This is a genomic window from Pseudoglutamicibacter cumminsii (genome assembly GCF_003143995.1).
GTDB lineage: Bacteria > Actinomycetota > Actinomycetes > Actinomycetales > Micrococcaceae > Pseudoglutamicibacter > Pseudoglutamicibacter cumminsii_B.
On record NZ_QFWG01000003.1, the window covers coordinates 142187 to 168830 of the forward strand.

The 26644-nt window shown below is 60.2% G+C and carries 18 protein-coding genes and 2 tRNA genes; 8 read left to right on the forward strand and 12 right to left on the reverse strand.

Features of this window, described 5'->3' with window-relative positions; all coding sequences use genetic code 11:
- Positions 1–20 precede the first annotated feature (20 nt).
- The 8 genes from CAY35_RS03940 to ilvD all read right to left on the reverse strand — a co-directional run bounded on the left by CAY35_RS03940 (position 21) and on the right by ilvD (position 10343).
- The gene (locus CAY35_RS03940; protein ID WP_109303406.1) at positions 21–3350 is read right to left on the reverse strand and encodes an efflux RND transporter permease subunit; all 3330 of its coding nucleotides are present in this window, start codon (positions 3348–3350) and stop codon (positions 21–23) included.
- Between the two features lie 118 nt (positions 3351–3468).
- Positions 3469–4950, reverse strand: a complete 1482-nt coding sequence (locus CAY35_RS03945) for a malate:quinone oxidoreductase (RefSeq protein ID WP_101629488.1) — start codon at positions 4948–4950, stop codon at positions 3469–3471.
- 176 nt (positions 4951–5126) lie between these two features.
- Positions 5127–6899, reverse strand: coding sequence for an ABC transporter substrate-binding protein (locus tag CAY35_RS03950; protein ID WP_109303407.1), 1773 nt, complete (start codon positions 6897–6899; stop codon positions 5127–5129).
- Positions 6900–6970: 71 nt separating this feature from the next.
- Positions 6971–7051 (reverse strand) — tRNA-Leu (locus CAY35_RS03955).
- Positions 7052–7083: 32 nt separating this feature from the next.
- Positions 7084–7557, reverse strand: a complete 474-nt coding sequence (gene bcp / locus CAY35_RS03960) for a thioredoxin-dependent thiol peroxidase (protein ID WP_109303408.1) — start codon at positions 7555–7557, stop codon at positions 7084–7086.
- An 89-nt stretch (positions 7558–7646) separates the two neighbouring features.
- Positions 7647–7719: transfer RNA gene (locus tag CAY35_RS03965), tRNA-Lys, on the reverse strand.
- A gap of 164 nt (positions 7720–7883) precedes the next feature.
- A complete protein-coding gene (locus tag CAY35_RS03970; protein WP_109303409.1) occupies positions 7884–8384 on the reverse strand; it encodes a hypothetical protein in 501 nt (166 codons plus the stop codon).
- 78 nt (positions 8385–8462) lie between these two features.
- Positions 8463–10343 (reverse strand): dihydroxy-acid dehydratase, encoded by a 1881-nt coding sequence (gene ilvD / locus CAY35_RS03975; protein WP_109303410.1) that lies wholly within the window; start codon positions 10341–10343, stop codon positions 8463–8465.
- Between the two features lie 301 nt (positions 10344–10644).
- Between ilvD and CAY35_RS03980 the strand changes: the two genes are divergently transcribed.
- The 5 genes from CAY35_RS03980 to metG all read left to right on the forward strand — a co-directional run bounded on the left by CAY35_RS03980 (position 10645) and on the right by metG (position 17753).
- Positions 10645–12504: an acetolactate synthase large subunit gene (locus tag CAY35_RS03980; protein ID WP_109303411.1), complete on the forward strand. Its 1860-nt coding sequence runs from the start codon at positions 10645–10647 to the stop codon at positions 12502–12504.
- A gap of 10 nt (positions 12505–12514) precedes the next feature.
- The gene (gene ilvN, locus CAY35_RS03985) at positions 12515–13033 is read left to right on the forward strand and encodes an acetolactate synthase small subunit (RefSeq protein ID WP_109303412.1); all 519 of its coding nucleotides are present in this window, start codon (positions 12515–12517) and stop codon (positions 13031–13033) included.
- Between the two features lie 74 nt (positions 13034–13107).
- A complete protein-coding gene (gene ilvC / locus CAY35_RS03990) occupies positions 13108–14127 on the forward strand; it encodes a ketol-acid reductoisomerase (protein ID WP_109303413.1) in 1020 nt (339 codons plus the stop codon).
- A 330-nt stretch (positions 14128–14457) separates the two neighbouring features.
- Entirely contained in the window at positions 14458–16059 is a 1602-nt protein-coding gene (serA, locus tag CAY35_RS03995) for a phosphoglycerate dehydrogenase (RefSeq protein WP_109303414.1), read from the forward strand.
- 131 nt (positions 16060–16190) lie between these two features.
- A complete protein-coding gene (gene metG, locus CAY35_RS04000; protein ID WP_375231748.1) occupies positions 16191–17753 on the forward strand; it encodes a methionine--tRNA ligase in 1563 nt (520 codons plus the stop codon).
- A gap of 90 nt (positions 17754–17843) precedes the next feature.
- Here the strand turns inward: metG and CAY35_RS04005 are convergent, their stop codons facing one another.
- From CAY35_RS04005 to CAY35_RS04020, 4 genes are all read right to left on the reverse strand, one after another.
- Positions 17844–20396, reverse strand: a complete 2553-nt coding sequence (locus CAY35_RS04005; RefSeq protein WP_109303415.1) for an FtsX-like permease family protein — start codon at positions 20394–20396, stop codon at positions 17844–17846.
- Positions 20396–21178: an ABC transporter ATP-binding protein gene (locus CAY35_RS04010; protein WP_101629478.1), complete on the reverse strand. Its 783-nt coding sequence runs from the start codon at positions 21176–21178 to the stop codon at positions 20396–20398. The genes CAY35_RS04005 and CAY35_RS04010 overlap by 1 nt, the downstream gene beginning before the upstream one ends.
- 121 nt (positions 21179–21299) lie before the next feature.
- Positions 21300–22010 carry a response regulator gene (locus CAY35_RS04015; protein WP_258265613.1) on the reverse strand — a complete coding sequence of 237 codons (711 nt, stop codon included), beginning with the start codon at positions 22008–22010 and terminating at the stop codon, positions 21300–21302.
- Between the two features lie 26 nt (positions 22011–22036).
- Positions 22037–23326, reverse strand: coding sequence for a sensor histidine kinase (locus CAY35_RS04020; protein ID WP_109303416.1), 1290 nt, complete (start codon positions 23324–23326; stop codon positions 22037–22039).
- 126 nt (positions 23327–23452) lie between these two features.
- Here CAY35_RS04020 and CAY35_RS04025 point away from each other — a divergent pair, with 126 nt between their 5' ends.
- The 3 genes from CAY35_RS04025 to CAY35_RS04035 all read left to right on the forward strand — a co-directional run bounded on the left by CAY35_RS04025 (position 23453) and on the right by CAY35_RS04035 (position 26557).
- Entirely contained in the window at positions 23453–24517 is a 1065-nt protein-coding gene (locus CAY35_RS04025) for a 3-isopropylmalate dehydrogenase (protein WP_109303417.1), read from the forward strand.
- Between the two features lie 178 nt (positions 24518–24695).
- The gene (locus tag CAY35_RS04030) at positions 24696–25778 is read left to right on the forward strand and encodes a branched-chain amino acid aminotransferase (RefSeq protein ID WP_109303418.1); all 1083 of its coding nucleotides are present in this window, start codon (positions 24696–24698) and stop codon (positions 25776–25778) included.
- A gap of 20 nt (positions 25779–25798) precedes the next feature.
- A complete protein-coding gene (locus CAY35_RS04035; protein WP_109303419.1) occupies positions 25799–26557 on the forward strand; it encodes a fumarylacetoacetate hydrolase family protein in 759 nt (252 codons plus the stop codon).
- Positions 26558–26644: the final 87 nt, after the last annotated feature.

A 26644-nucleotide genomic window follows, 5' to 3' on the forward strand; every position in this document is an offset into this window, starting at 1 on the left:
ACTGCGTTTAGGGTGATTCCTTATGCGGGAACGGCATCTTCTTCCGTCTGTTGATCGGCACGCTTGAGACGCTTGCGTTCGCGGCGGCCCTCTACGAGCCGGTAGAGGACCGGAACCAGGATGAGCGTCAGCAGGGTCGAGGAAATCAAACCGCCGATCACAACGACCGCGAGGGGCTGCGAAATGAAGCCACCCGTGCCGCCGGTCAACCCGAACGCGGTTGGAACCATCGCGCCGATCGTGGCGAGTGCCGTCATCAAGATTGGACGGAGCCTGCGCAACGCACCCAGCTCGATCGCCTGATCCAGCGGCATCGCATCCCGTTCGCCCGCGTCACGGTGATCCGCTGCGTCGCGGTACTGGTTGATGAGGTCGATCAGAACAATCGCGTTCGTCACAACGATGCCGACCAGCATTAACATACCGATCAGCGAGGGCAGGCCCAGCGGGATCTGCGTGATCAGCAGGGCCAGCAGTGACCCGATGAACGCGAACGGAATAGAGATCAGCAGAATGAATGGCTGGATCAGCGACCGGAACGTCGCGACCATGATGATGTAGACGATCGCTATCGCGAGCAACACAGCGATACCGAGCTGCATGAAAGCATCCGCCTGCTGAGTCGCCGCGCCACCGATTGTGGCATGCGCGCCATCGGGCAGTTCAAGCTGATCCAGCCGCTTACCTACCTCGTCCGCCACGGAACCCAAACCCGCGGCCGTAGGGGAGATCGTGACCTGCGCGATGCGGTCGGTATTCCGCGAAACCACAACGGTTTCCTTATCCTGCTGACTCACTTTAGCGACGTCCGAAACCTTGACGTCGCCCGTAGCTGCAGGGATGGTCAGCTTCTCAAGGTCTTCGATCGAGGAGATCGTTTTACCTTCGCCGATCTTGATCGAGTAGGTCTGGAACCCGAACGTTGTGCGGCCAGCCTCAAGCGGTTCGATGGTGCCGTTGAGTAACGCCCCCACCTGCTGTGCGCTCAGCCCCTTCTCGGCGGCCTTCTTGCGGTCGACGTCAACGAGCACTGTCGGTTGGGTCGTCGTCAGGTCGTTCTTGATAGCGGTCACCTCAGGGATATCCCGCATCGTGTCAGTGACCTTCTTCGTGGCTTTAGCGAGCACCTCAGGGCTCGTGCCTTGGACCTCGATTGTGATGTCCTGGTTGAAACCACCGCCAGTTCCGGGCGCGGACACCTCAAACTCGGCCTTCTGATCCAGGCCCTTGAGCGCGCCCACCTGCTTTTCAACCGCATCGCGCGCCTCATTGACCTTGGACGAGCCATCGACCACCACAATGAACTGAGCGGTATCGGATCCCTGCCCACCCATCATCACGGACAACTGATCCGTGCCGGAGCCAACGGTGTACTGTACGTCGCGGACTCCGTCGACCTTTTCGATCTCATCCGAGACCATGCGTGCTTGCTTTTCAGTTTTGGCCAATGAGGAACCAGTCGGCAAAGCGAGCTCGGCATCGAAGGAAGTCTCGCCCATATCGCCGAACATGTTCGTCTTGATGAACGGAGTTAGTGCGATAGATCCGGCGAGCAATGCCACGGACGCCACGAGCGTGATCACCGGGTGCTTCTGCGTGGATCGCAGAACCGGGCGGTACGCGCGCTGAAGCGCCGGCAATTGTTCTGTCGTCTCAGCGCTGCGTCGAGCACGCTTCTTCTTAGTGCTCTTCTTGGCGCCCTTCTCACCCGAGATGAACCAGTATGCGAGAACCGGAACGATCGTCAGCGATACCACGAGCGAGGCTAGCAACGCGATGGTCACCGTGAGCGCGAACGGACGGAACAACTCACCCGCAAGTCCCGAGACGAACGCGATCGGCGCGAACACAGCGACGGTCGTCAACGTCGATGCGGTAATTGCTCCGGCGACTTCCTTCACCGCGTGGACGATGCTGTTGCGGCGGGATACGACCGTTCCGTCGCGCTCAACTCCATCGCCGGCGGCGCCAGTAGTGGCACCGGCGGTGTCGTTGGCGAGGTGGCGGCGAATGTTTTCGATCACAACGATTGCGTCATCAACCACGCGACCAATCGAAATCGTGAGCGCGCCGAGCGTCAGCATGTTCAGGGAATAGCCGAAGCCGAACAGACCGATGAACGTGGCCAGCAGCGACAGCGGAATCGAGATCGCGGTGACGAGTGTTGCTCTGAAAGACAGCAAGAAGATCAGGATCACCAGGACAGCGAAGACAAGACCCAGCAGCCCTTCCTTGGTGAGGTCAGAAACCGCTGACGTAATCGCCTCGGATTGGTCGAAGATCAGAACACCCTCGGCATCCGCGTCCTTGAGTAGTTGCGGCAACGCTTCCTCGATGGCTTCGGCGACCTTCACCGTATCCGCATCCGGGGTTTTCGTGATCGAGAGCGCAAGCGAGAGCTCACCGTTGGTTCGCGTGATCGAGAAGCTTTCCTCATCAGCAAGCTCAACCTTAGCGACGTCACCCAGCAGCGAGATCTTCGGCTTCTGCGTCTGTGCCTGCCCCTGCGTCTGCCCAGGTGCCAGTTCTGGCGATTGCGGTGATGCCTGTGCGTTTGCCGCCGCATCACCGGTTGCCGCATCACCAGCACCGGGGGCTTGCGCGTTTGCCGCCGCGGCGATCGGAAGTTTACGCCACTCGTCGAGATCCTTGGGAGCGCCATTAGTCTCGGCTGGAAGAGACAGCGAGCCTTCTTCAACCGAGCCGAGTGGTACGGAGCGACCAACCTCGCTGATCGCTTTCTGCAGGTCCTGTTCGGTCAGCCCGGCATCCTTCATCTTCTTTTCGTCCGGGGTGACTTTGACGTACTGAGAGCTCGCGCCCGTGAGCTGGGCTTGGCGGACGCCATCCAGGCGTTCAATCTCAGGAATGACGTTGGACGTCACGCGGTCAGCGACAGCGGAGAGCGAGCCTTCCCCTGACACCGCGTAGTAAACCACGGGGAAGTCGCTGAAGGATCCGGCGAAAGAGGTGGGGGATACGCCATCGGGCAGAAGGTCTCGGGCGTTGGATATCGCGCGCTCAACCTGGTTGCGCGCCCTGTCCATGTTGGTCCCATAATCGAGGGACAACTGGATTGTGGTTATGCCGGTCCGGGAGGTCGACTTAGTGGATTCGAGCCCTTCGACAGCCTGCAACGAACGCTCCAAAGGCTGTGCGACCTGTTCGTCCATGACTTGCGGGGATGCACCTGGCTGCTGCGCGGCAACCGAGATCATGGGGAACTCAACAGAGGGCATGAGCTCTTGCTTGAGCTGATTCATCGAGACGACGCCGAAAACGCTCACGAACAGCGTGATCAAGATGATGAGTGCCCGGTTGCGTAGCGAGACTTTCGCCAAGTGATGCATGGAAGTCCTTGAAGTGAGGGCGAAAAAGAGAGGAAGGAGCCGTGACTTTATGTCACGGTTCCTTCCTCATCTTATGAGCTATTTCTCTGCGCTGAACTGTATTAGTCCAAGTGCTTCATTAGTTCAGGCGCAGAACCTTGTCGGTGCGGTCCTTGACCTCGGTGTAGAGGGAAGCGTTGTTGTTGAGCTTCTGGCCCAGCGTTGGGATGAGCTCCTTGATCTGGTCTTCCCAGCCAGCCCACTTGTCAGCGAAGCAGGTCTTGAGGAGGTTGACCATGATCGGAGCCGCGGTCGATGCGCCAGGGGACGCGCCGAGCAGGCCGGCGATGCTGCCGTCGGCCGAGGAGACAACCTCGGTACCGAATGCGAGGACTGCCTTGCCGTTCGGGCCCTTCTTCATGGTCTGAACGCGCTGGCCTGCGGTGATCATTTCCCAGTCGCCCTTCTGAGCTGCTGGGTAGTACGCGCGCATCGCTTCCATCTGCTGGTTGCGGGTCTTCGCGAGCTCGGATACGAGGTAGGTCACGAGATCGAAGTTGGACTTCGCGACGCCGAGCATCGTGCCAAGGTTGTGCACGCGAACAGAGAACGGCAGATCGAAGAACGAGCCCGACTTGAGGAACTTAGGCGAGAAGCCGCCGTAAGGGCCGAACATGAGAGACTTCTTGCCGTCCACGTAACGGGTGTCGAGGTGCGGAACGGACATCGGAGGCGCACCCACGGATGCCTGACCGTATACCTTGGCTTCGTGGCGGGCGATGACCTCTTCGTTGGTGCAACGAAGGAATTCACCAGAGACAGGGAAACCGCCGTAGCCCTTGATCTCGTCGATGCCGGACTTCTGAAGCAGCGGCAGTGCGCCACCGCCGGCGCCAACGAACACGAACTTGGCGTTGACTTCGAGGGTCTGCTTGGAAGCCTTGTCCTTGACGGTCACGGTCCAGCCGTTGCCGGAGCGCTTGATGTTGGTGACCTTGTGGTTGTAGTAGACGTCGGTCGAGTTCTTGGCGGCCATCGCGTCGAGCAGCTGGCGGGTCAGCGAACCGAAGTTGACGTCGGTTCCGGCTTCTGAACGGGTCATCGCGACGTCGTTGTTGGTGCGTCCTTCAGCTACGAGTGGGGCCCACTCAGCGATCTGGTCGATGTCGGTGGTGTGCTGGAAGTCCTGGAAGAGGACGTTCTGCTTGAGGGTTTCGTAGCGGGTCTGCAGGTAGCGCTTGTGGTCTTGGCCGATCACGAAGGAAGCATGCGGCAGCGCATTGATGAAGGTCGATGGGTCCTTGACGATGCCCTGTTCAACGAGCCACGCGTAGAACTGGCGGGACTGCTGGAACTGTTCCGCGATGCCGAGGGCCTTGGTTGGGTCAACCGAACCATCGGCACCGGCTGGGGAGTAGTTGAGCTCGCACAGTGCGGAGTGGCCCGTGCCGGCGTTGTTCCACGGGTCGGAGGACTCGGCGCCGGCGCGGTCAAGGCTTTCGAACACGCCGATGCTCCACCCCGGTTCCACATGATTGAGGAAGGTTCCGAGCGTTGCGCTCATGATGCCGCCGCCGATCAGGGCGACGTCGAGGGAGATCTTCTGGTTGGTCGAAGACACGGATGCAGCTCCATCTGAGATGTTTGCGGTTAAACCTTAATAAGTCTACGTCTCACAGTACCGCTGGCGGCTGTTTAGGCGAAACCTATGGCGCCGTTTTAAGAGGGCAATGTTAGGAGTGCCACGTTAGTTCCTGTGGCTGGCCACATGTCGCGTGGTTGAGGTTACACGAGTGCTTATTTGAGGGTTACGTACTCGAGTGGTTCTTCAAGGTATGGGGAGAGCGGGTAGCTGGTGACGTCGCGGGAGAGCGCGATGGTTGATGCCGGCAATATGAGGGGATAGAGCGGCAGGTCGGTGAGGAGGTCTTTTTGGATGCGCTTGTAGGTTTCGCGGCGTTCGGTGGGGGATTCGATGCCGAGCGCGGCGTCGAGCCGTTGTGGGATGTCGGTGAGGCGTGCGTTGCAGAGAGGGTGGGCACCGCTGAAGAGCCGAGCGAGCATGTCATGCGGCGAGCGGTAGAGCCCGTGAAGCCCGAAGATCCAGAGTCCGGTGTGTTCGCCTTTGAGAAGTGCTGGGAGGAACTCGGTGTCCCAGCGCATCGGTTTGAGGTGGGTTGTGATGTTGGCTTTCGCGAGCTGTTCGCGGATGTTTTGAGCGGTCGCTTCGGGGCGCGGCATGTAGGGAAGGCGTACGCCGGTTGGGTAGGCGAGCGGGATGCTTTGACCGGTGTAGCCGGCGGCTTCGAGCAGTTCTTCGGTTGGTTTTTCTTCGCGAAGGACGGGACGTTCGGGCTGCACCCCGAGTGATGCGGGAGTGAATCCGTTAGCGGATAGCGTCGATTCTGGGTAGTGGTCTTTGAGTAGCTCGCGTTCGTCGATGTTGTGGACGATCGCTTGTCGCATCGCTCGATGGCGGAGATGTTCGTCGTCGTGATTGAAACCGAGGAACACCACGGAGTGTGGGTCACGGTGGAGCGTGCGCAGCCCCGCCTGTGCGACTTCTTTTTGTTCTTTGATCGAAATGGCGTCGACGATGTCTGTGTGGGTTGCGCTGCTGTGGTCGCTGGTAAGCCATTTGGCTGGGGAGATCTTTGCACTGGTGTGGATGAAGCTCACGGTCCGGGGAGCTTGATCCTTTTCGGGCGCGGCGCGCAGGGTTGAACTCGCCATCGTATCGTTGGCGTCCGCGCTTGGGGCTGGCGTAGTCGAGCTTGGGCTCTCGCTCGAGGTGGCGACGCGTTCGTCGATGAACTCTAGCCGTAGCTTGAGTTTGGTGGTGTTGCTTGTTTCGCGCTGTGCCGCGGTTGTTGTGGCTTTGTTTTCGATGCGGTAGGCGCCCGCGCCGATTGTTTCGGTGACGGGGTCGGTTGCTTTGGTGCGGAACGATGCCGGGGAGAGGACGCCGAGGCCCGGGTGGGTGAGGGCTTCGGGGAATGCGAAGCACGGGCGCGTGAAGTGCACGTCGAGGACGTTGTGTGCGGGTGTTTCGTAGCGCTCGATGAGCGGGTGCGAGGCGGAGTCGGCTAGGAGTGTATCGATCGCAGAAGGTTTAGATGGTGTGGTCGCGATGTTTTGCCAGCGCTCGAAGTTGGCTTTGAGCGCGTCGGCGTCCAACTTTGTTCCGTCGGAGAACGTGAGCCCTTTGGCGAGAGTGACGCGAAGACGGGTGCCAGCTTTGTTGAGACTTGCAGAGCTGGCGAGGATGCCCGTGAGGTTACCCGTGCTGGAATCGATGCTGAGCAACGGCGGGCAGACTTGTTGAAGTATTTGTTGCCCAGAGACGTCGTGAATGAAAGCTGGATCCCAGACTGTTGGGAGAGCCGACGCGAGGAGGCTTAGTTCGGTTCGGCTCTGTTTGTCTGGCGCGGATGGCACACGGGCGCATCCTGCTGCCATGAGAGTCATGAGACCCCAACCCAGAACCGTGCGGCGACTCGGGCCGGCGTTGTCGAGGGTTTCGCGTGAGATACGGCCACGATCCCGGTGGGAGTGTGTGTTGGATTGCATCGTTGCACCATCCGGGGGTGGCGGCTTACGTCGAGTCGCGCGTAAGCGAGTGAACGCATAAAGGGAATGAGTGCGGGCGGAGGGACTTGAACCCTCACGTCAAAGACACTGGAACCTAAATCCAGCGCGTCTACCAATTCCGCCACGCCCGCTTGGGGTGCCCTGTGGGCACCGGGAATCTATATTAGACCAGATTCAGGTCTCGGTGAAGTTTGGCGACGTGTCCTGTGGCGCGGACGTTGTACTGGGCGAGCTCGATGGTTCCGTTCTCGTCAATCACGATGGTTGACCGGATGAGGCCTTCGTACTCGCGTCCGTAGTTCTTCTTGACGCCCCACGCGCCGTAGGCTTCCGCGACGGCGTGGTCTTCGTCAGAAAGTAGCGGGAAGGTTAGCTCGTCACGCTCAACGAACTTCGCGAGTTTCTCGACCGGGTCCGGAGAAATCCCAACGACCTTGTAGCCGTGGGCGGCCAGGGACTCGAGCGAGTCGCGGAAGTCGCACGCTTGCTTAGTGCATCCCGGGGTCATTGCCTTGGGGTAGAAGTACACGATGGCTTTGGTGCCGTTCGTAAGGTCCTTGAGGCTCACGGTGCTTCCGTCAGCTGCGGTCAAGGTGAAGTCAGGTGCTTTTTGGCCCGGTTCTAGACGGTTGCTCATGCGTGCTCCTTGAAGGTGCTTGATACTGAAGTTCGCCTGATACGAGAAAGGCTGAAACTGTTTGAGACAGTTTCAGCCTTTCAGTCTAGTGCGCCCTCCGGGACTCGAACCCGGAACCTATTGATTAAGAGTCAAGTGCTCTACCAATTGAGCTAAAGGCGCTTGTCTTTGCCTCGAAGAATTTTGTGTCTTCCTCGCGGCGACCTGTTCAACATTACAGGCTGTTTTCAGAAACAACAAATCGAGGAGAATCTTTTAGCTGTTTTGTGAGGAAGGGCACACAGTCCCGCGAACAAGGACGCTTTGCAGCCGCTCATTTACGGTCTTTAAAGCGGTGTACTTCCTGCCTCTACAGCATCAGCGAAAGCGTTGATGAAATCCGAGAATTCTGCCGCTTCACCGCTTTGATCTAGGGTCACGGCAAGCATGTTCGTGCCCGCCGAATCCTGGTTGTTAGCCTGCGGTGTTTCCAACAGAAGTGTCGGGTATGCAGAACACGTGATGCGGAATGTGCGCCCGGTTGACATTTCGAGCTCGACGGAGTCTTCGGAGTAGATTCCTACCGCACTCAAGTTGGTGAGGTTGATGCTCACAGCGGGTTCGGACGCTTGGTACGTGTTCGCGTCGATGGGTGCCACGACGAGTTCAAGCGGCTGATTCCGAAAACCGATAAGGCACTGGCCTCCGGAACCGGCTTGCCCCATCGCGTAGGCGATGTTGAAGGAGCCGTAGTTCGGGATTTGCGCATCGAACACCGCGCGCAGGCGAGACCGAAGCTCGTCTTGAAGCGCGGTTTCACTCGAAGGGGCGGGGCCTGTCGTGTCCATATTCTCCACCATACGGGAATGCCCTACCGCACCGACGTGCTGCGGTGAGGTAGGGCATTGACCATTGACTTAGATTCCTTATAGATCTTGTGGGCGCGCGATGCGCTCGAGGGCTGAGATGTCGCGTACAGCGCCGCGGTCGGCTGAGGTAGCCATGAGTGCGTAGGCACGCAACGCCCGGCTGACCTCACGCTCACGCTTGAGAGGCTGGTAGCCGTGGCCGGCTTCAAGCTCGGTGCGGCGTTTCTGCATTTCTTCATCCGAGATCTCGAGTTGGATCGAGCGGTTCGGGATATCGATCGTGATGGTGTCGCCGTCTTGGATGAGCGCGATCTCACCACCGGAGGCGGCCTCAGGGGATACGTGGCCGATCGAAAGACCCGAGGTTCCGCCGGAGAAGCGGCCGTCGGTGATCAGCGCGCACTTCGCGCCCAGGCCCAGGCCCTTGAGGTAGGACGTCGGGTAGAGCATTTCCTGCATGCCCGGCCCGCCCCGTGGTCCTTCGTAGCGGATCACGACGACGTCGCCTTCCTTGATCTCCTTGGACAGGATCTTGAAGACTGCATCGTCCTGGGATTCGCACACGACTGCTGGTCCGGAGAACGTCCAAATGGATTCGTCCACGCCGGCGGTCTTAACGACGCATCCGTTGCGCGCGATGTTACCGTGCAGTACTGCAAGGCCGCCGTCGGCCGAGTAGGCGTGCTGGGCGTCGCGGATGCAGCCGTTCTCCGCGTCGGTATCAAGGCTGTCCCACACCTCTGACTGCGAGAATGCGCTCGAGGAACGCTTGCCGCCAGGAGCTGCGTACCAAAGCTTGTGAGCTTCCTCGCTGGCCTTGCCACCGCGGATGTCCCACTTGTCTAGCCAGCTGGTGAGGTCAGGGGAGTGCACGGAATGCACGTTGGTGTGCAGCATTCCCGCGCGGTTGAGCTCACCCAGCAGCGCCGGGATTCCGCCGGCGCGGTGGACGTCTTCCATGTAGTAGGTGCGGTCGCCTGCAACGTTCGGCGCAACCTTGGCGAGGCATGGGACTTCGCGGGACTTCTTGTCGATGTCCGGAAGCGTGTAGTCGACCTCGCCTTCCTGTGCTGCGGCGAGCAGGTGCAGGATCGTGTTGGTCGAGCCGCCCATCGCGATATCGAGCGCCATCGCGTTATCGAAGGCCTCGCGGGTTGCGATGTTGCGTGGCAGGACGGATTCGTCGTCCTCTTCGTAGTAACGCTTGGTGATGTCGACGATGGTGGAGCCGGCGCGCTCGTAGAGTTCCTTGCGCGCGGTGTGGGTTGCAAGAACGGAGCCGTTGCCTGGGAGCGCAAGGCCGATCGCTTCGGTGAGGCAGTTCATCGAGTTAGCGGTGAACATTCCGGAGCACGAGCCGCAGGTTGGGCACGCGTTCTCTTCGATCGAGAGCATGTCGGCGTCGGAGACGGATTCGTCGACGGCGTCGGCGATCGCGTTGACGAGGTCGAGGCTCTTGACGGTTCCGTCGGTCAGCACGGCGCGTCCCGATTCCATCGGACCGCCCGAGACAAACACCGTTGGGATGTTAAGGCGCAGTGCGGCCAGCAGCATTCCCGGGGTGATCTTGTCGCAGTTGGAGATGCACACGAGCGCGTCGGCGCAGTGTGCGTTGGCCATGTATTCGACGCTGTCGGCGATGATGTCGCGGCTTGGCAGCGAGTACAGCATGCCGCCGTGGCCCATCGCGATGCCGTCGTCGACTGCGATCGTGTTGAATTCGCGTGCGACAGCTCCTGCCTTGTGGATCCCTTCGGAGACGATGCGGCCCACGGGTGCGAGGTGGGTGTGGCCTGGCACGAACTCGGTAAAGGAGTTGGCTACGGCAATGATCGGTTTACCGATGTCCTGGTTGGCGACGCCGGATGCGCGCATGAGTGCGCGTGCGCCTGCCATGTTGCGGCCGTGTGTAACTGTGCGTGAACGAAGTGCTGGCATGCCTCTAGTCAAACACGCGGGGCGCGTGAATGGGGTGTGGTTTAAGGTGTGTGACGCGGTTACGTCATGTTCACATGGTGGTCTGTGATCCAATATGTGAGATTGTTACGTGCCCGGTTTGGTTGTCCCAGATCACAGCTGAGACGATAAATCGACGTGTTTGAGTCCGTATGACCGGACTCACCTTCGACCGCGATACAACGTCGTTGGGGGAGCGGATGTGGGATGACCTTCCACATGCGCATGGACACGGGCATGCAATACAGAATTTACACATCACTCGGTGAGAGGGGTCAGCATCATGGGGCAGGCAAACGCTGCATCCGATGCGTCTACGGGGAATAACGCCCGTAAGACACACCACCCCCGCGGGCACGCGGTGGACGTCATGGGGCCGAATCGGACTGTAGAGCCGGTCGAAATGACGGGCGCGCAGGCTATTGTGCGTTCGCTTCAGGAACTCGGTATTGAGTCTGTATTCGGTCTTCCGGGTGGCGCTATTCTGCCGACCTATGACCCTCTTTTGGAGGCGCCGGACCTCAACCACGTATTGGTTCGTCACGAACAAGGCGCTGGCCACGCGGCTCAAGGTTACGCGATGGTTACGGGCCGCCCAGGTGTCGCTATCGCAACCTCGGGTCCTGGTGCAACGAACCTCGTGACGCCTCTGGCGGATGCCCATATGGATTCGGTTCCCATGGTCGCGATCACCGGCCAGGTCAACTCGAAGGTCATCGGTACGGACGCGTTCCAGGAAGCCGACATCGTGGGCATCACGATGCCGATCACCAAGCACTCGTTCTTGGTTACGGACGCTCAGGACGTTCCGGAGACGCTCGCTAAGGCGTTCTATCTTGCGACAACGGGCCGTCCTGGCCCGGTTCTGGTCGATGTTACGAAGGATGCTCAGGAAGGCATGATGACCTTCACGTGGCCTCCGCAGCCAGTCATGGCCGGTTACAAGCCGACCTCGAAGGGCCACGTCAAGCAGGTGCGCGAGGCCGCGAAGTACATTGCGTCGTCGATCCGCCCGGTCTTTTATGTAGGTGGCGGTGTCATCAAGGCCGATGCGGCGGATGAGCTACGTGAGCTCGCTGAATTGGTGGGGGCGCCGGTTGTCACGACGCTGACGGCGCGCGGCGCGTTCCCGGATTCGCACGAGCAGCACCTTGGCATGCCGGGCATGCACGGTTCGGTTGCCGCGGTTTCCTCGCTTCAGCAAGCGGACCTGCTGATCACGCTCGGCGCTCGTTTCGATGACCGCGTGACCGGCGTCCTCGAGTCTTTCGCGCCGGATGCGCGCGTGATCCACGTAGACGTTGACCCGGCGGAGATCTCCAAGAACCGCAACGCAGATGTCCCGATCGTCGGTGACCTCAAAAACATCCTGCCTGAGCTCACCGAGGCGTACCGCGAACGCAAGGACGAAGGCGAAGCTCCGGACCTCGAGCCATGGTGGGAGATCCTCAACCGCATCCGCGATACGTACCCGCTCGGCTACACCGAAACCACCGATGGCGCGCTCGCACCGCAGCACATCATCAAGCGGATCGGCGAAATCGCTGGCCCGGAAGCGATCTACGTTGCAGGCGTTGGCCAGCACCAGATGTGGGCGGCACAGTTCGTGAAGTACGAACGCCCACGCCAGTGGCTCAACTCGGCAGGCCTGGGAACCATGGGTTATTCGATCCCTGCGGCGATGGGCGCCAAGGTGGGCAACCCAGACCGAGTCGTGTGGGCCATCGACGGCGACGGCTGCTTCCAGATGACCAACCAGGAACTCGCGACGTGCGTGATCAACAAGATCCCGATCAAGGTCGCGCTCATCAACAACTCTTCGCTCGGCATGGTGCGGCAGTGGCAGACGCTGTTCTACGACGGCCGCTACTCCAACACCGAGCTGAACACCGGTAAGGATTCGATCCGTGTTCCGGACTTCGTGAAGATGGCCGACGCCTACGGTTGCGTTGGTATCCGCGTCGAGTCTGAAGACGAGATCGACGCCGCGATCGAGAAGGCGATGTCGATCAACGACCGTCCAGTGCTCATCGACTTCATTGTTTCGAAGGACGCGATGGTGTGGCCGATGGTCCCTTCAGGTGTTTCAAATAACGAGATTCAGGTGGCACGAGGCATGACGCCTCAGTGGGAAGAGGAATAGGACTACATCAATGGCACGCCATACTTTGTCGGTACTGGTCGAAGATGTCCCAGGTGCGTTGACTCGCGTCGCAGGCCTCTTCGCCCGCCGAGCATTCAATATTGATTCTTTGGCTGTAGGCCCAACCGAGACCCCAGGGCTCTCCCGCATGACCGTTGTGGTTCAAGCGGATGAGAAGCTGCTGGAGCAGGTGACCAAGCAGCTGAACAAGCTCATCAACGTCATCAAGATCGTTGAACTCGAGCAAACACATTCTGTCCAGCGTGAGCACGTGCTCATCAAGGTCAATGCAGACGCAGAGACCCGCACGCAGGTGACTCAGGCGGCGGATTACTTCCGGGCCCGCGTCGTGGATGTTTCACCGGAGACGGTGGTTCTTGAAGCGACCGGTTCGGGCGAGAAGGTCGCCGCGCTACTGGACGTTATGGAGCCGTTCGGCATCCGCGAGATTGTGCAGGCGGGAACCCTGGCTATCGCACGCGGACGCAAGTCGTTGACTCAGCGGACATTGCATTCGATTTCGGCATAAACCCTATTTTTAGCTTTTAACCGTATAGACCTAAAAGATCTCAAACTGTAAGGAATGATTTCGTGAGCACCACAATGTACTACGAAGAAGATGCAGACCTGAGCAAACTGAGCGACAAGAAGGTAGCCGTTATCGGTTACGGCTCGCAGGGCCATGCTCACGCGCTTTCGCTGCGTGATTCCGGCATCGACGTTCGCGTTGGTCTCGCTGAGGGCTCGAAGTCCCGCGCGAAGGCTGAGGAAGAGGGCCTCAAGGTCATGAACGTGGCCGATGCGGCGGCTGAGGCTGACGTCATCATGATCCTGGTTCCAGACCAGGTCCAGGCCAAGGTATACGAGGAGTCCATCAAGGACAACCTCAAGGCAGGCGACACCCTCGTGTTCGCACACGGTTTCAACATCCGTTACGGCTACATCGAGCCAGGCAAGGACATCAACGTGATCATGGTTGCCCCTAAGGGCCCAGGCCACGTTGTCCGCCGCGAATTCGAAGCTGGCCGCGGTGTTCCAGCGCTCATCGCAGTTGAAAACGATGCGACCGGCGACGCCAAGGAGATCGCACTCGCATGGGCTAAGGCCATCGGCGCTACCCGTGCAGGTGTCATCGAGACGACCTTCACCGAGGAAACCGAGTCCGACCTCTTCGGTGAGCAGGCTGTTCTGTGCGGTGGCGCATCCCAGCTCGTTCAGTACGGTTTCGAGACCCTGACCGAGGCCGGCTACGCTCCAGAGATCGCATACTTCGAGGTTCTGCACGAGCTCAAGCTCATCGTTGACCTCATGGTCGAAGGCGGCCTGTCCAAGCAGCGCTGGTCGATCTCCGATACCGCTGAGTTCGGCGACTACGTCTCGGGCCCACGCGTGATCGACCCATCGGTCAAGGAGAACATGAAGGCTGTCCTCAAGGACATCCAGGACGGCACCTTCGCTAAGCGCTTCATGGACGACCAGAACAACGGTGCCGAAGAGTTCCAGAAGCTGCGTAAGGAACAGGAAGGCCACCCGATCGAGGCGACCGGCCGCGAACTGCGCAAGCTGTTCTCCTGGATGGAAGACACCGACTCCGACTACACCGAGGGCACTGCCGCTCGCTAAGTCGAAGTTTCAAACGTTGACCGGCGTTAGCGCGCCGCTGTAGTCGACAGCTTTAGTTGCTGGCGGGGAGGAACATTGAGTTCCTCCCCGCCAGCGGCATTTAAGCCAGCACCGTCAGGAGCCGGGGTCACCACGCAACGCACGTGCCGCATCGTTATGTTGCATTTCATGAAGCCGATGCGTGTCACACCTTCGCAACGTGGAAGCGGAGTAGGCCGTTCGGAAGCTAGCGTTAGATTCAGTGGGGGACCGCCACAAGCGGACACCCAGTGAAACGCGCTCGATAAACCCCAGCGTTATAAACCATCGATCGAACAGAGGATCACGTTCGTGGCTCAGACTCAGCCTGTTGTACTGCTCGCAGAAGAACTTTCGCCCGCAACCGTTGAAGCGTTGCGCTCGGACTTTGAGATCCGGCACACTGACGGCGCGGACCGTGAGCGGTTGCTCGCGGACATCGCTGATGTGGATGCGATCTTGGTCCGGTCCGCTACCCAGGTCGATGCGGAGGCGATCGCGGCCGCTAAGAACCTCAAGGTGATCGCCCGCGCCGGCGTTGGCTTGGACAACGTCGATATCAAGGCGGCAACCCAGGACGGCGTGATGGTCGTCAACGCTCCGACCTCGAACATCATCTCCGCCGCTGAGCTCACGGTGGGCCACATCATCTCTGCCGCGCGTAATATTCCGGCGGCGAACGCTTCGATGAAAGCGGGGGAGTGGAACCGTAAGGCGTTCACGGGTGTCGAGCTATTTGAGAAGACCGCTGGCATCATCGGCTTGGGCCGCATCGGCGCTCTCGTGGCGGAGCGTCTGGCTGGTTTCGGCATGAAGCTCGTTGCATACGACCCGTACGTGACCCCGGCTCGCGCCCAACAGCTTGGAGTGACGCTTGTTGAGCTCGATGAGCTCCTCGAGAAGGCTGACTTCATTACGATCCACATGCCGAAGACCCCGGAAACCACCGGCATGATTTCCGCGGACCAGTTCAAGCTCATGAAGGACACCGCGTTCGTGTTCAACGTTGCGCGCGGTGGCCTGATCGACGAGGATGCGCTCTACACCGCGCTGACCGAAGGCCAGATCGCTGGCGCGGGCATCGATGTTTACACCTCCGAGCCTGCCAGGGACATCAAGTTCATCGAGCTTCCGAACGTTTCGGTGACCCCGCACCTGGGTGCCTCGACCGCTGAGGCTCAGGAAAAGGCTGGCGTTGCTGTCGCGAAATCGGTGCGCTTGGCGCTTACGGGTGAACTGGTTCCGGATGCGGTCAACGTTGCTGGCGGCGTGATCGACGAGAACGTGCGCCCAGGTATCCCGTTGGCTGAGAAGCTCGGCCGCATCTTCTCTGCTCTGGCCCAGGGTGAGCGTTTGACCTCGGTTGAGCTCACGGTTGCCGGTGAGATCGCGTCCAAGGATGTCACGAGCCTCAAGCTCGCGGCGTTGAAGGGTGTTTTCACCGACGTCGTTTCGCAGGGCGTCTCCTACGTCAACGCGCCAGTTCTCGCTGAGCAGCGTGGCGTTGCAACCCGCTTGACCACTACAGAGGTTTCGGAGGATTACCGCAATAAGCTCGTGGTTTCGGGTGCGTTGGCATCGGGTGCGGCGTTGTCCGTAACGGGTACGTTGACGGGCCCGAAGCAGATTCAGAAGCTCACCGCCGTGTTTGGTCAGAACCTCGAGATCCCGATCGAGGACCACATGTTGATCCTGCGTTACGAGGACCGCCCGGGCGTGGTCGGTACGCTCGGCCGCGTTCTGGGCGAGCACGACGTCAACATCGCTGGAATGCAGGTTGCCCCGGCCGACGAGCAGGGTCAGTCTGCCGCGGTTGTCACGATCGATGACGCGCTGCCTGAGGGTCTTTTGGAGACCATCGGCAAGGAAATCGGTGCCACGGTGGCTCGCGAGGTTGACCTCGAAGAACGCTAAAACATCGAGGAACGCTCAACGTCACGTTTTAGGGGCGAGGAGCTTTAGCAGGCGCTGTAAAAGTAGCTGTAACAGTGTGGGATGGGTGTCATGTACACCCATCCCACACGTCGTTTCGATAGAATCACGGCGTGACTGATCTGGGTAAAGACAAAACGTTCTACATGACCACGGCGATCTCGTATCCAAACGGTGAGCCGCACATCGGGCATGCTTACGAGTTCATAGCTTCTGACACGATGGCGCGCTTCAAGCGTTTGGACGGCTATGACGTGTACATGCTCACGGGTACGGATGAGCATGGCCAGAAGATGATGCAGACTGCGCAGAAGCAGGGCGTCACCCCGATGGAACTGGCGCGTGTGAACTCGGATCGATTCCAGGCCACGCAGGATGCCCTGGGTATTTCGTACGACCGTTTCATTCGCACGACCGATGCGGATCACCAGGCCGCAGCACAAGCGATCTGGAAGGCCATGGAGGCCAACGGCGACATTTACTTGGGTCATTACTCCGGTTGGTACTCGGTGCGCGACGAGGCGTATTACGACGAGGACGAGACTCACGTTGGTGAGGACGGCGTCCGCTATGCAACCGCGACCGAAACCGAAGTGACGTGGACGGAAGAGGAGTCGTATTTCTTCCGGCTTTCGAAGTACACCGAGCCGTTGCTTGAGCTGTATAAGGCGCAGCCGGAGTTCGCGGCGCCGCAGTCTCGTTTCAACGAGGTCATCCGCTTTGTTGAGGGTGGCCTTGAGGATCTCTCGATTTCGCGCACGACGTTCGACTGGGGTATCCCAGTTCCGGATGCGCCTGGCCACGTTATGTACGTGTGGGTTGACGCGCTGACCAACTACCTCACGGGTGTCGGCTACCCGGACGTCGAAGGTGAGAAGTTCAGCAAGTACTGGCCGGCCGACCTGCACGTCATCGGCAAGGATATTTCGCGCTTCCACGCGATCTACTGGCCTGCGTTCCTGATGTCCGCTGGCATCGAGCTGCCTAAGCGCATCATGATTCACGGTTTCTTGCACAACAACGGCGTCAAGATGTCGAAGTCCCTGGGCAACACCGTGGGTCCAGCTGACTTCATCGACATGTACGGCTTGGACGCGATGCGCTACTTCTTCCTGCGCGAAGTTCCGTTCGGTGCCGACGGTTCGTATTCGCATGAGGCGATCGTGAACCGTATGAATGCTGAACTGTCGAACAACCTCGGCAACCTCGCGCAGCGTTCGCTTTCGATGGTCGTTAAGAACCTCGAAGGCAAGATGCCGGCGCTCGAGAACCTCACGGACGCCGACACCGAGCTGCTGGATTCCGCTAAGGCCCTGCTCGACTCGGCGCGCGCGCACTACGACAAGCAGGCGTTTTCGCTGGCTCTTGCGGAGCAGTGGAAGGTTCTGCACGATGCGAACGCTTACTTCGCGGACATGGCTCCGTGGGTCTTGCGGAAGGAAGACCCTGAGCGCATGTCGGTAGTGCTGGCAGTGACCCTGGATGTTGTGCGCCGAGTCGCTTTGCTCGCTCAGCCTGTCATGCCGGACGCGATGACCCGCATGCTGGATGTGCTGGGTGTTCCGGAAGGCGCGATGCGCACGTTCGCGGCCTTCGACAGCACGGTCGAAGCTGGAACCGAGCTTCCGAAGCCGCAGCCGATCTTCCCTCGTTATGAGGAGCCAAAGGACAGCTAAAGCTCCAGAATGACGAAGCCTGGGGCCGGTTCACTAATGTGAACCGGCCCCAGGCTTTTGTGTCTTGCTGTTGCAGCGCGTCGCGAGAGCTTACTCGATGGCAAGCCCCTCGACAGGAGTGACCTTGGCGGCGCGACGTGCCGGCATGAGTGTCGCCAGCATCGTGATTGCCACCGTAGCGAACCACAGGATCAACAGTGGGATCCACGGGATGGTGAGGTCGGCCGCCGTGGCAGAGCGGAGCAGGGACGACGCGCCCACGAATCCGAATACCGTACCGATGACGATCGCTGTCAGAGCCGTGATACCGGAGATCAGGAACGCCTCAAGGAACAGCATCGAACGCAGCTGCTTCTTGGTTAGGCCCAAAGCACGCAGCAGCGCGTTCTCGCGGGTGCGTTCGATGATCGAAAGCGTCAGCGTGTTCGAGACACCCACGAGCGCGATCACGACCGCTACACCGAAGAGACCCACCACGATGTAGGTGAACGTCAGCATGAACGTGCCGAGCGCATCCTTGATCTGAGCGACCACGTCCACATCGTGAGGTGAAACGTGCGCCGCGGTGGCCAAAGTCTCAGAGACCGTGTCGAGGTTGGCGTTCTCGTCGAGCTTGACCCAGATCTGAGTGTCTTGGTTCGAAACCTTGACGTCAAGCTTCTGCGCGGTCTCTGTGCTGATGAGGCATGGGATATCGGCCCCGGACGGAGTCCCCACTGGTTTCAGCTCCGTACCGTTGATCGTGAGCGTTCCCGCATTCTGCGGGCTGTTCACCGGACCGTATTCGTTGAGTCCCGGAACAGGGACGTTGGATGGAATCAGCTTCCTGAGTTCGCCTGTATCGCCGACATAGAGCGAAGCGCAGGTCCACGATGAGCGTGTCTCAACTGGAAGATCCGCCTTCTTCACGAGCGCGGTCCCCTTGACGCCTGCGGCTCGGGACACGCTTTCCACGGTTCCAGCGTTCGGGTGGGCGTCTTCCGGGAAGGTGATCTTCGCGTCGACCGGGAACGCTTCGTCGAGCTGGCTTTCCATGGTCGTCTTGAGGCTGTACATACCCGTCAAGCAGGTCGCCACGAGCGTCACACCGATCAGCAGAGCCGAACCGACCGCGCCTGTGCGGGCAGGGTGGCGCACCGCGTTGAGGCCCGCGAGCTTGCCCGCTGGCTTTCTGGAGAACAGCTTGCCGAACAGCGCCACGAGGAACGGAACAAGGAACGTGCCGATCACGAGCAGGCCGATGAACGCGAGCAAGCATCCAAGGAATACCATGAGGAACAGCATTCCGGCGAGCTCGAAGTCCTCGTTGATCGGGGTCAGCATTCCGTAGAGGATCACAGCCACGCCCAGCAGGATCAGGATGGTTCCGATCGCGATGCGGACTTTGCCCTTGCGGCTGCCCACCGTCACGGTTTCTAACGGCTGAAGTGCCGCGATAGGGGAGAGACGGGACGCCTTCTGCGCTGGGCGGATCGAAGCGAGCCACGTCATCACGACGGCCAAGATCAAACCGGCAGGGATCGACCACCAGTTGATCGCGAACGTGAACGTCGTGGTCTTGGTGATCCACGACATGAGAGCCCCGCCTGCCGCGATCAAGACGATGCCGAGCACAACACCAACCACGCCGCCGATGAGACCGATCAGGAAGCCTTCAGTGCGCATCATGCGTTTGATCTGCTTCGCGCTAGCGCCGATAGTGCGTAGCAAAGCGAGCTCGCGAGTGCGCTGCGCCAGAATCACAGTGAACGTGTTCGAGGTCACGAGCACGCACACCACGGCGGCGAGCACTACGAACGCCAAGAGTGCGTACGTGAAGATCGCGATGTCGGAGCTGAAGGAACGCATCGACTGGTTGAGCAGCTCATCCGGGGTTGCTGCCTTGAGGCCCTCGTAGCCGGCCGCCATAGCGGCATCGTTGATCTCACGAACAACGTCGGCAGGATTGCTACCCGGGGAGAGCTTGAGCAGATAGACCGTTTCCGGAGTAACCGTGAGGAAGCCTGCTGCCTCAGCTTCTTGCCGGTCCAGGAAAACCGACGGAAGGCCGAAGGCGTCGAGCATGCGCGAGTCTTCGAACACACCGGTTGCCTTGTACGTGATCTTGGCTGGCTGATCAGCGCCTTGCTTTCCAACAAAGCCTGGCTCGAGCGCAAGTGTGATGTCAGGAGCGCCGCCACCGTTGCCTTGTGCGAGGCTGTCGTAGAGGTTCTGGCTAACACCAATGTTCTTCCCGCTTGGAAGCTCACCTTCGATGCGCTTGAATCCGAGAAGATCCCAGTTACCTTCCACTGCATACAGGTGCACCGGATCATCACCAGTGCTGCTTCCCACGTTGAAGATCATGCCGCGGTCATACCTCAAGTGATCGGCGACCGAATCCCTGCCAGTGACCAGCTTGTCAATGTCCTGCTTGTCCTGTGCGGAACCGTCACCATCCTGAGAGATAACTGCGGTCCGCGCCGTAACCACGACATCGGACTTTGAATACACCTGGCCCTGAGTGTTCTTGACCGAGGCGAGCGAGGACGTCGAGAAGTTCAAGACAGCGCTCAAGAAGCCCACGCCGATCGTCACCGCGACGATCACAGCTATGTAGCGGCGGAAATAAGCGCGAATATTCGCGCGCGCAATCGTATTCATTACTTGGCTCCCAACTGAGCCAATGCTTCAGCTACGCCCTGAGCGGTCGGGTTGTTGATCTCGCCGGCGATCACGCCGTCCGAAAGCAACAGCACACGGTCAGCGTAAGCGGCCGCCTGCGGGTCGTGCGTCACCATGATCACGGTCTGGCCGTACTCGTGCGCGGCCCGCTGCAACAGGTTGAGCACCTGGCTACCGGATTCGGAATCCAAGTTACCGGTCGGCTCGTCACCAAAAATCACGTCGGGGCGGGACAACAGGGCACGCGCTACGGCGACACGCTGCTGCTGACCACCCGAAAGCTCGTGCGGCTTGTGGTTGAGGCGCTCACGCAGACCCAAGCGGTCCACGAGCTCGTTGAACCACGCCATGTCCGGCTTCTTGTTAGCCAGCTCGAGCGGGAGCACGATGTTCTGCTCGGCGGTCAGCGTAGGAACCAGGTTGAACGCCTGGAACACGAAACCCACACGCTCGCGGCGCAAACGAGTCTGCTCGTCTTCGCTCAACGTATCCACGCGGGTAGGGCCCAAGGCCAGCGCACCGCTCGTCGGACGGTCCAACGTAGCGAGCATGTGCATCAGCGTCGACTTACCGGAACCCGAAGGCCCCATGATCGCCGTGAACTTGCCAGGCGCGAAACCCACCGTGATGTTGTTGAGTGCCGTCACCTGCGTCGAACCCTGCCCAAACACTTTGGTCAGGTTCCAGGCCGCAACCGCGGGTTGAGCGGTGGCAGCGTTCGATGCGGGCTGTACTTCAGGGGATGGAGGTTGTGTAGTCATGCATCCAGACTAAACGCCGCGCGAGTTCAGAACATCGGCCGCCAGAATGGAAGTTTTATGCCCCGTGTCATACCCAGGTATGACCTGCCGGGATGCGCTGACCTACGGGGATATGACACAGCTACGGGGTGACTACACCCGTGCGATACGCAAGAACCACGGCCTGAACGCGGTCACGAACCTCGAGCTTGGACAGCACGCGCCCCACATGGGTCTTCACCGTTGCTTCGGACAGCGTGAGTTGATCCGCGATCTCTGTGTTGGAGTAGCCCTGAGCCATGAGACGGAAAACCTCGAGCTCACGCGCCGTCAAAAGCTCAACCACATCGTGCGCCGAAGACCCATCCTGCTGTGCCTGTGCCCGCAACATCGGCGCCATGTGGTCCAGCAACCGCTTAGTAGAACTCGGCGCAACCACAGCACCACCGTGGAACACCGTACGGATCGCATCCAAAAGATCCTCCGGCGGAGCATCCTTGAGCAAAAAGCCGGCCGCTCCTGCCGAAATCGCGTCAAGGACGTACTCATCCAGATCAAACGTCGTCAGCATCAAAACCCGAGGCGCATCCACGCCGCGGCGAGCAGACTCCTCAAGCATCCGCGTCGTCGCCGCAATCCCATCCATGCGCGGCATACGGATATCCATCAAGACAACATCCGCATCGACCATAGCGCCACCATCAACAAAGGCCTGACACGCCTCAAGCCCATCAGCGGCTTCCGCAACCACATGCAGATCAGGCTGCGAATCGATCAGCATACGAAAACCAGAACGCACCAACTGCTGATCATCGACCAGCGCAACCCTAATCTGCTCCACTGAACCTTCCACTGAATCCTCCACGCACATCGCCAAGCTCACGCGCCAGCTAAAACATCAGACGCATACGGAATAAACACATACACCTGATATCCGCCTGGCAGATCCGAGAAACTCGCATTGCCTCCATATATTTCAGCACGCTCGCGGATACCAACCTGGCCGCGACCGGCCCCAGGGACAGACACCGGAGCGGCTGACACCGGGGATGAAGTGTCCCGTGCATCGTTGGTCACCGTCACCGCAAGCCCTTTGGCCGTCCATGTCAGCACAACATCCGTGCGAGTAGGCGCAACCGCGTGCTTACGCACGTTCGTCAAGGCCTCCTGCACAATCCGATACACCGCCAACTCAGCACCTGACGGCAACGTGCCCGCGGGCGAAAACTTCCACTCGATCACCGTCTCGATGCCGTTCGCGCTCGCCGTGTACGCAAGCTCATCCAAACGATCAAAACCAGGAGCGGGGGAGCGGCGCGCCTCATCGCCCTCATCCCGCAAAACACCGAGCAACGAACGCATCTCCGCCAACGCCTCACGGCCCGTGTTCGCGATCGTCTCTAAAACCTCACGCGCGACCTCCGGCCGCTGAGCCGCCGCATACCTACCGCCATCCGCCTGCGTAATGATGACCGAGAGCGAATGAGCCACCACATCGTGCATCTCACGAGCAATCCTGCGCCGTTCATCCTCAGCCGCGAACTCACGCTCACGCACCTGCTGGTCAATGAGCCGCTGCATCCTGACCCGCTCAGAATCCACGCGCGCTCGCCGTTCGAAGGACAACCGCCCGAAAAGCCACGCGACCGTGACGATGAGCCAGTGCCCAATCAGCACTACGACCTGCTCAGGTGCAGACCACTCGTAGGACCGTGGGGTGAAATACATGACCGCCAGAACCGACCCCGCGAGTCCCGCGATCAGGGCCGTGTTGGAAACCCAGCGACGCCCGTGCGCCGCCGACGAGTAGATGATGCCCGGCACGAGGATGATCGCGATCGAAGAATCGCCGACGACCGCCACTTGCACGAGGCACGCCGCGATTGCGGTCAGGAGAGAAGCAGCTGGGTTGTAGCGGCGGATGGCCCACGAGACGCACAGCGTGACGCCCACCGCGACCATCCCGATGTAACGGATCGGGTAGGGGACGAAAGGCCACGGATTCATCGACACGCGGACAGTGGATAGCAACGCGATCAAGAAGACCAGGCCGATGCCGGCGGCCTGGATCATGTCGATCGTCGTGGGATGGGTGCGGACCCACGTTTCGGTGCGCCCGATGCGGTTGATACGGGATGCTGGCGGGTCGGTGTGGAGCGTGCGGGACATGCTCCTCACTTTAGTGAGTTGTAGCTCGTGACGGATCCGCCTGCGGTATGACACGCGCTGTCACAAAGGCGTTTCATATGGTGAGATGTTGGCTCAGAATGTGGGACTAGGCGTATTGTGTATGACATGACGCGCACACTTGATTTGGCAGTAATCCCAGGCGACGGCATCGGGCCAGAAGTGGTCAGCCAAGCCCTGAGGGTCATCATGGCATCGCTGGAAAACACCGACGTTGAGGTTGCAACCACCGAATACAACATCGGTGCAGAACACTGGCTTGCAACCGGGGAAACCCTCACCGAAGAAACCATGGAGAACCTCCGCCAGCACGAAGCGATCCTCTTCGGCGCAGTCGGTGCCGCCCCCAATGATGACCGGATCCCATCCGGAATCCTCGAACGCGAAATCCTGCTCAAGCTGCGATTCTCCTTCGACCACGCCGTCAACCTTCGCCCATCGCGGCTCTTCCCAGGCTCGGTCAGCCCGCTGAGCGAACCTGGCGAGATCGACTTCATCGTGGTCCGCGAAGGCACCGAAGGCCTGTACGCAGGCAACGGCGGACAGTTCAAGGCCGGAACCGAGCACGAAGTCGCAACTGAGGTTTCGATTAACACCGCCCACGGTGTGCGCCGCGTAGTCCGCGACGCCTTCGAACGAGCCAACGCACGTCGCAAGAAACTGACGCTGGTCCACAAACACAACGTCCTGGTCAACGCCGGAAAGCTGTGGAACCGCATCGTGAACGAAGAAGCCGCCAACTACCCGGAGGTCACCGTCGACTACCTCCACGTCGACGCCGCGACCATCTTCATGGTCACCGACCCGGCCCGCTTCGACGTCATCGTGACCGACAACCTCTTCGGCGACATCCTGACCGACCTCGCTGGCGCCGTAACCGGCGGCATCGGCCTCGCATCCTCCGGCAACATCAACGTCGACGGAACCGCGCCATCGATGTTTGAGCCAGTCCACGGCTCCGCGCCGGACATCGCTGGCCAGAACATCGCGGACCCAACCGCCGCGATCCTTTCCGGCGCCCTGTTGCTGCGCCACGTTGGCCTCGATGAGCAAGCCGAAGCGATCGAAGCCGCCGTCGAGCGGGACCTCGCGGCACTCGTCGACGCGCCTTCCACGCCGCAGCGAGCCACCACCGAAATCGGTGACGCGATCATCGCCCAGCTCAGCGCTTAGCGCCAAGAAACTGAAACCGGCCTCAAACTGAAACCCGCTGTCTTGCTCTACCGCATACGGTAGGCGCAGGACTAGGGTTACTTAAAGGTGCGTGCAGGCTCACCGTCTGCGGCGCCGCGCAAACACATCACGAGCCGCCACCAAGAGCGGCGAAACGTATCGGAACTGGAGCAGAACAGTGGAGTTCACCCGCACGCTCACGACCAACCCAACCTCTGACGAGGAACGCAACAAGATCCTGCAGGACCCGGGCTTCGGCACGTACTACACGGATCACCAGGTCATTATCGACTGGGACATTGACAAGGGTTGGCACGATGCGCGCGTGGTTCCGTACGGCCCGTTGACGTTGGACCCTGCCGCGGCGGTACTGCATTACGGCCAGGAGGTCTTCGAGGGCCTCAAGGCTTACCGCCACAAGGATGGCGGGGCCTACACTTTCCGTCCGGAGGAGAATGGTCGCCGCTTGAACCGCTCCGCGGTGCGTTTGGGTATGCCTGAGCTTCCGGTGGATGTTTTCTTGCAGGCAATCAAGGAACTCGTGAGCGCGGACGAGGCCTGGATCCCGGACGGCGACGGCGAATCGCTCTATTTGCGTCCTTTCATGATCGCGACCGAGGCGTTCCTGGGTGTGCGGCCATCGCATCGTTATGAGTTCCGCGTGATCGCGTCGCCTGCCGGTAACTACTTTGGCGGCGAGCTCAAGCCGGTCCAGATTTGGCTCTCGGAGACCTACGCCCGCGCGGGCCACGGCGGCACGGGTGAGGCGAAGTGCGGCGGTAACTATGCAGCCTCGCTCATCGCGCAACTCGAGGCCGAGGCGAACGGTTGCCAGCAGGTCATCTTCACCGACCCAACCAACGATCACGCAGTTCAGGAACTCGGCGGCATGAACGTGTTCTTTGTGATCGACGACGGTAAGACGCTCGTGACCCCGGCGCTCGACGGCACGATCCTGCACGGCGTGACGCGCTCCTCGGTGCTTGAGCTGGCCCAAGAGAAGGGCCTTGCTGTCGAGCAGCGCACCTTCACCCTGGACGAGTGGAAGCGTCGCGTTGAGGACGGCTCACTCGATGAGGTCTTCGCATGCGGTACCGCGGCGGTCATCACCCCTATTTCCGAGCTTCGCGGCCGTGACATGACGCTCACGATGCCGGAGGTCAAGCAGGACGGCGTGTGGGCTTCGATCCGTCACGACCTGTTGGGTGTTCAGACCGGCGGGGTAGAGGACGCGCACGGCTGGCTGCACAAGCTCGCATAGCCGGCCAGTAGGCTAGAACCATGCGAATTGCCCGTTGTGTCACTGATAACGATCCGTTCTACGGCTTGGTAGAAGACCAGAAGGTCATCGAACTGGCTGGCGACCCGTTCTTCCACGGCGTTCAGCCGACCCAGACCGTTCACGACCTGGACGATGTGCGCCTGGTTGCGCCGATCATCCCGCGTTCCAAGATCGTGGGTTTCGGCAAGAACTATGCAGAGCATGCCCGCGAGATGGGCGGGGAAGCCCCCGCGCGTCCGGTCATGTTTTTGATGCCGAACACCGCGGTTCTGGGGCCGGGGGAGCCTATCCGCTTCCCGGATTTCTCTGACGAGATTTCCTATGAAGGCGAACTGGCCGTTGTGATCGGCCGGATCTGCAAGGACGTTCCGGCGGAGAGCGCCCACGATGTGGTGTTTGGTTACACGGTCGCGAACGATCTCACTGCGCGGGATGCGCAGCGCAACGACGGCCAGTGGTCGCGCGCCAAGGGCTTCGATGGTTCGGTTCCGTTGGGTCCGTGGATCGAGACCGAACTGGACCCGGACGCGTTGGCTATCACCACGACCGTGGATGGCGAGACCGTCCAAGACGGCAACACTCGCGACATGTTGACCCAGGTCGCCGAGTTGATCGCGCAAGCATCCGAGGCATTCACCTTGCTTCCAGGCGATGTTCTGCTGACCGGAACCCCGGCCGGCGTCGGTCTTTTGCGTGAAGGCCAGACGGTCGAAGTCACGATCGAAGGCATCGGCACTCTTTCTAATCGCGTGCTGTAGTTCCAAGTGTGTTGCTGTAGTTCCAACTGCATTGATGCGATTCCAGCCGCGTGACGTAGCCGGCAGCGTATGAGTTAGCCGGCCACC

What these genes read in the sequence shown, in the direction of transcription:
- CAY35_RS03970 (WP_109303409.1), bottom strand. Translation starts at nt 8,384, where the DNA reads ATGGACACGACAGGCCCCGCCCCTTCGAGTGAAACCGCGCTTCAAGAC.
- ilvC (WP_109303413.1), top strand. Translation starts at nt 13,108, where the DNA reads ATGTACTACGAAGAAGATGCAGACCTGAGCAAACTGAGCGACAAGAAG.
- CAY35_RS04025 (WP_109303417.1), top strand. Translation starts at nt 23,453, where the DNA reads ATGACGCGCACACTTGATTTGGCAGTAATCCCAGGCGACGGCATCGGG.
- bcp (WP_109303408.1), bottom strand. Translation starts at nt 7,557, where the DNA reads ATGAGCAACCGTCTAGAACCGGGCCAAAAAGCACCTGACTTCACCTTG.
- CAY35_RS03950 (WP_109303407.1), bottom strand. Translation starts at nt 6,899, where the DNA reads ATGCAATCCAACACACACTCCCACCGGGATCGTGGCCGTATCTCACGC.
- CAY35_RS03940 (WP_109303406.1), bottom strand. Translation starts at nt 3,350, where the DNA reads ATGCATCACTTGGCGAAAGTCTCGCTACGCAACCGGGCACTCATCATC.
- ilvN (WP_109303412.1), top strand. Translation starts at nt 12,515, where the DNA reads ATGGCACGCCATACTTTGTCGGTACTGGTCGAAGATGTCCCAGGTGCG.
- CAY35_RS03980 (WP_109303411.1), top strand. Translation starts at nt 10,645, where the DNA reads ATGGGGCAGGCAAACGCTGCATCCGATGCGTCTACGGGGAATAACGCC.
- CAY35_RS04010 (WP_101629478.1), bottom strand. Translation starts at nt 21,178, where the DNA reads ATGACTACACAACCTCCATCCCCTGAAGTACAGCCCGCATCGAACGCT.
- CAY35_RS04020 (WP_109303416.1), bottom strand. Translation starts at nt 23,326, where the DNA reads ATGTCCCGCACGCTCCACACCGACCCGCCAGCATCCCGTATCAACCGC.
- CAY35_RS04005 (WP_109303415.1), bottom strand. Translation starts at nt 20,396, where the DNA reads ATGAATACGATTGCGCGCGCGAATATTCGCGCTTATTTCCGCCGCTAC.
- CAY35_RS04035 (WP_109303419.1), top strand. Translation starts at nt 25,799, where the DNA reads ATGCGAATTGCCCGTTGTGTCACTGATAACGATCCGTTCTACGGCTTG.
- ilvD (WP_109303410.1), bottom strand. Translation starts at nt 10,343, where the DNA reads ATGCCAGCACTTCGTTCACGCACAGTTACACACGGCCGCAACATGGCA.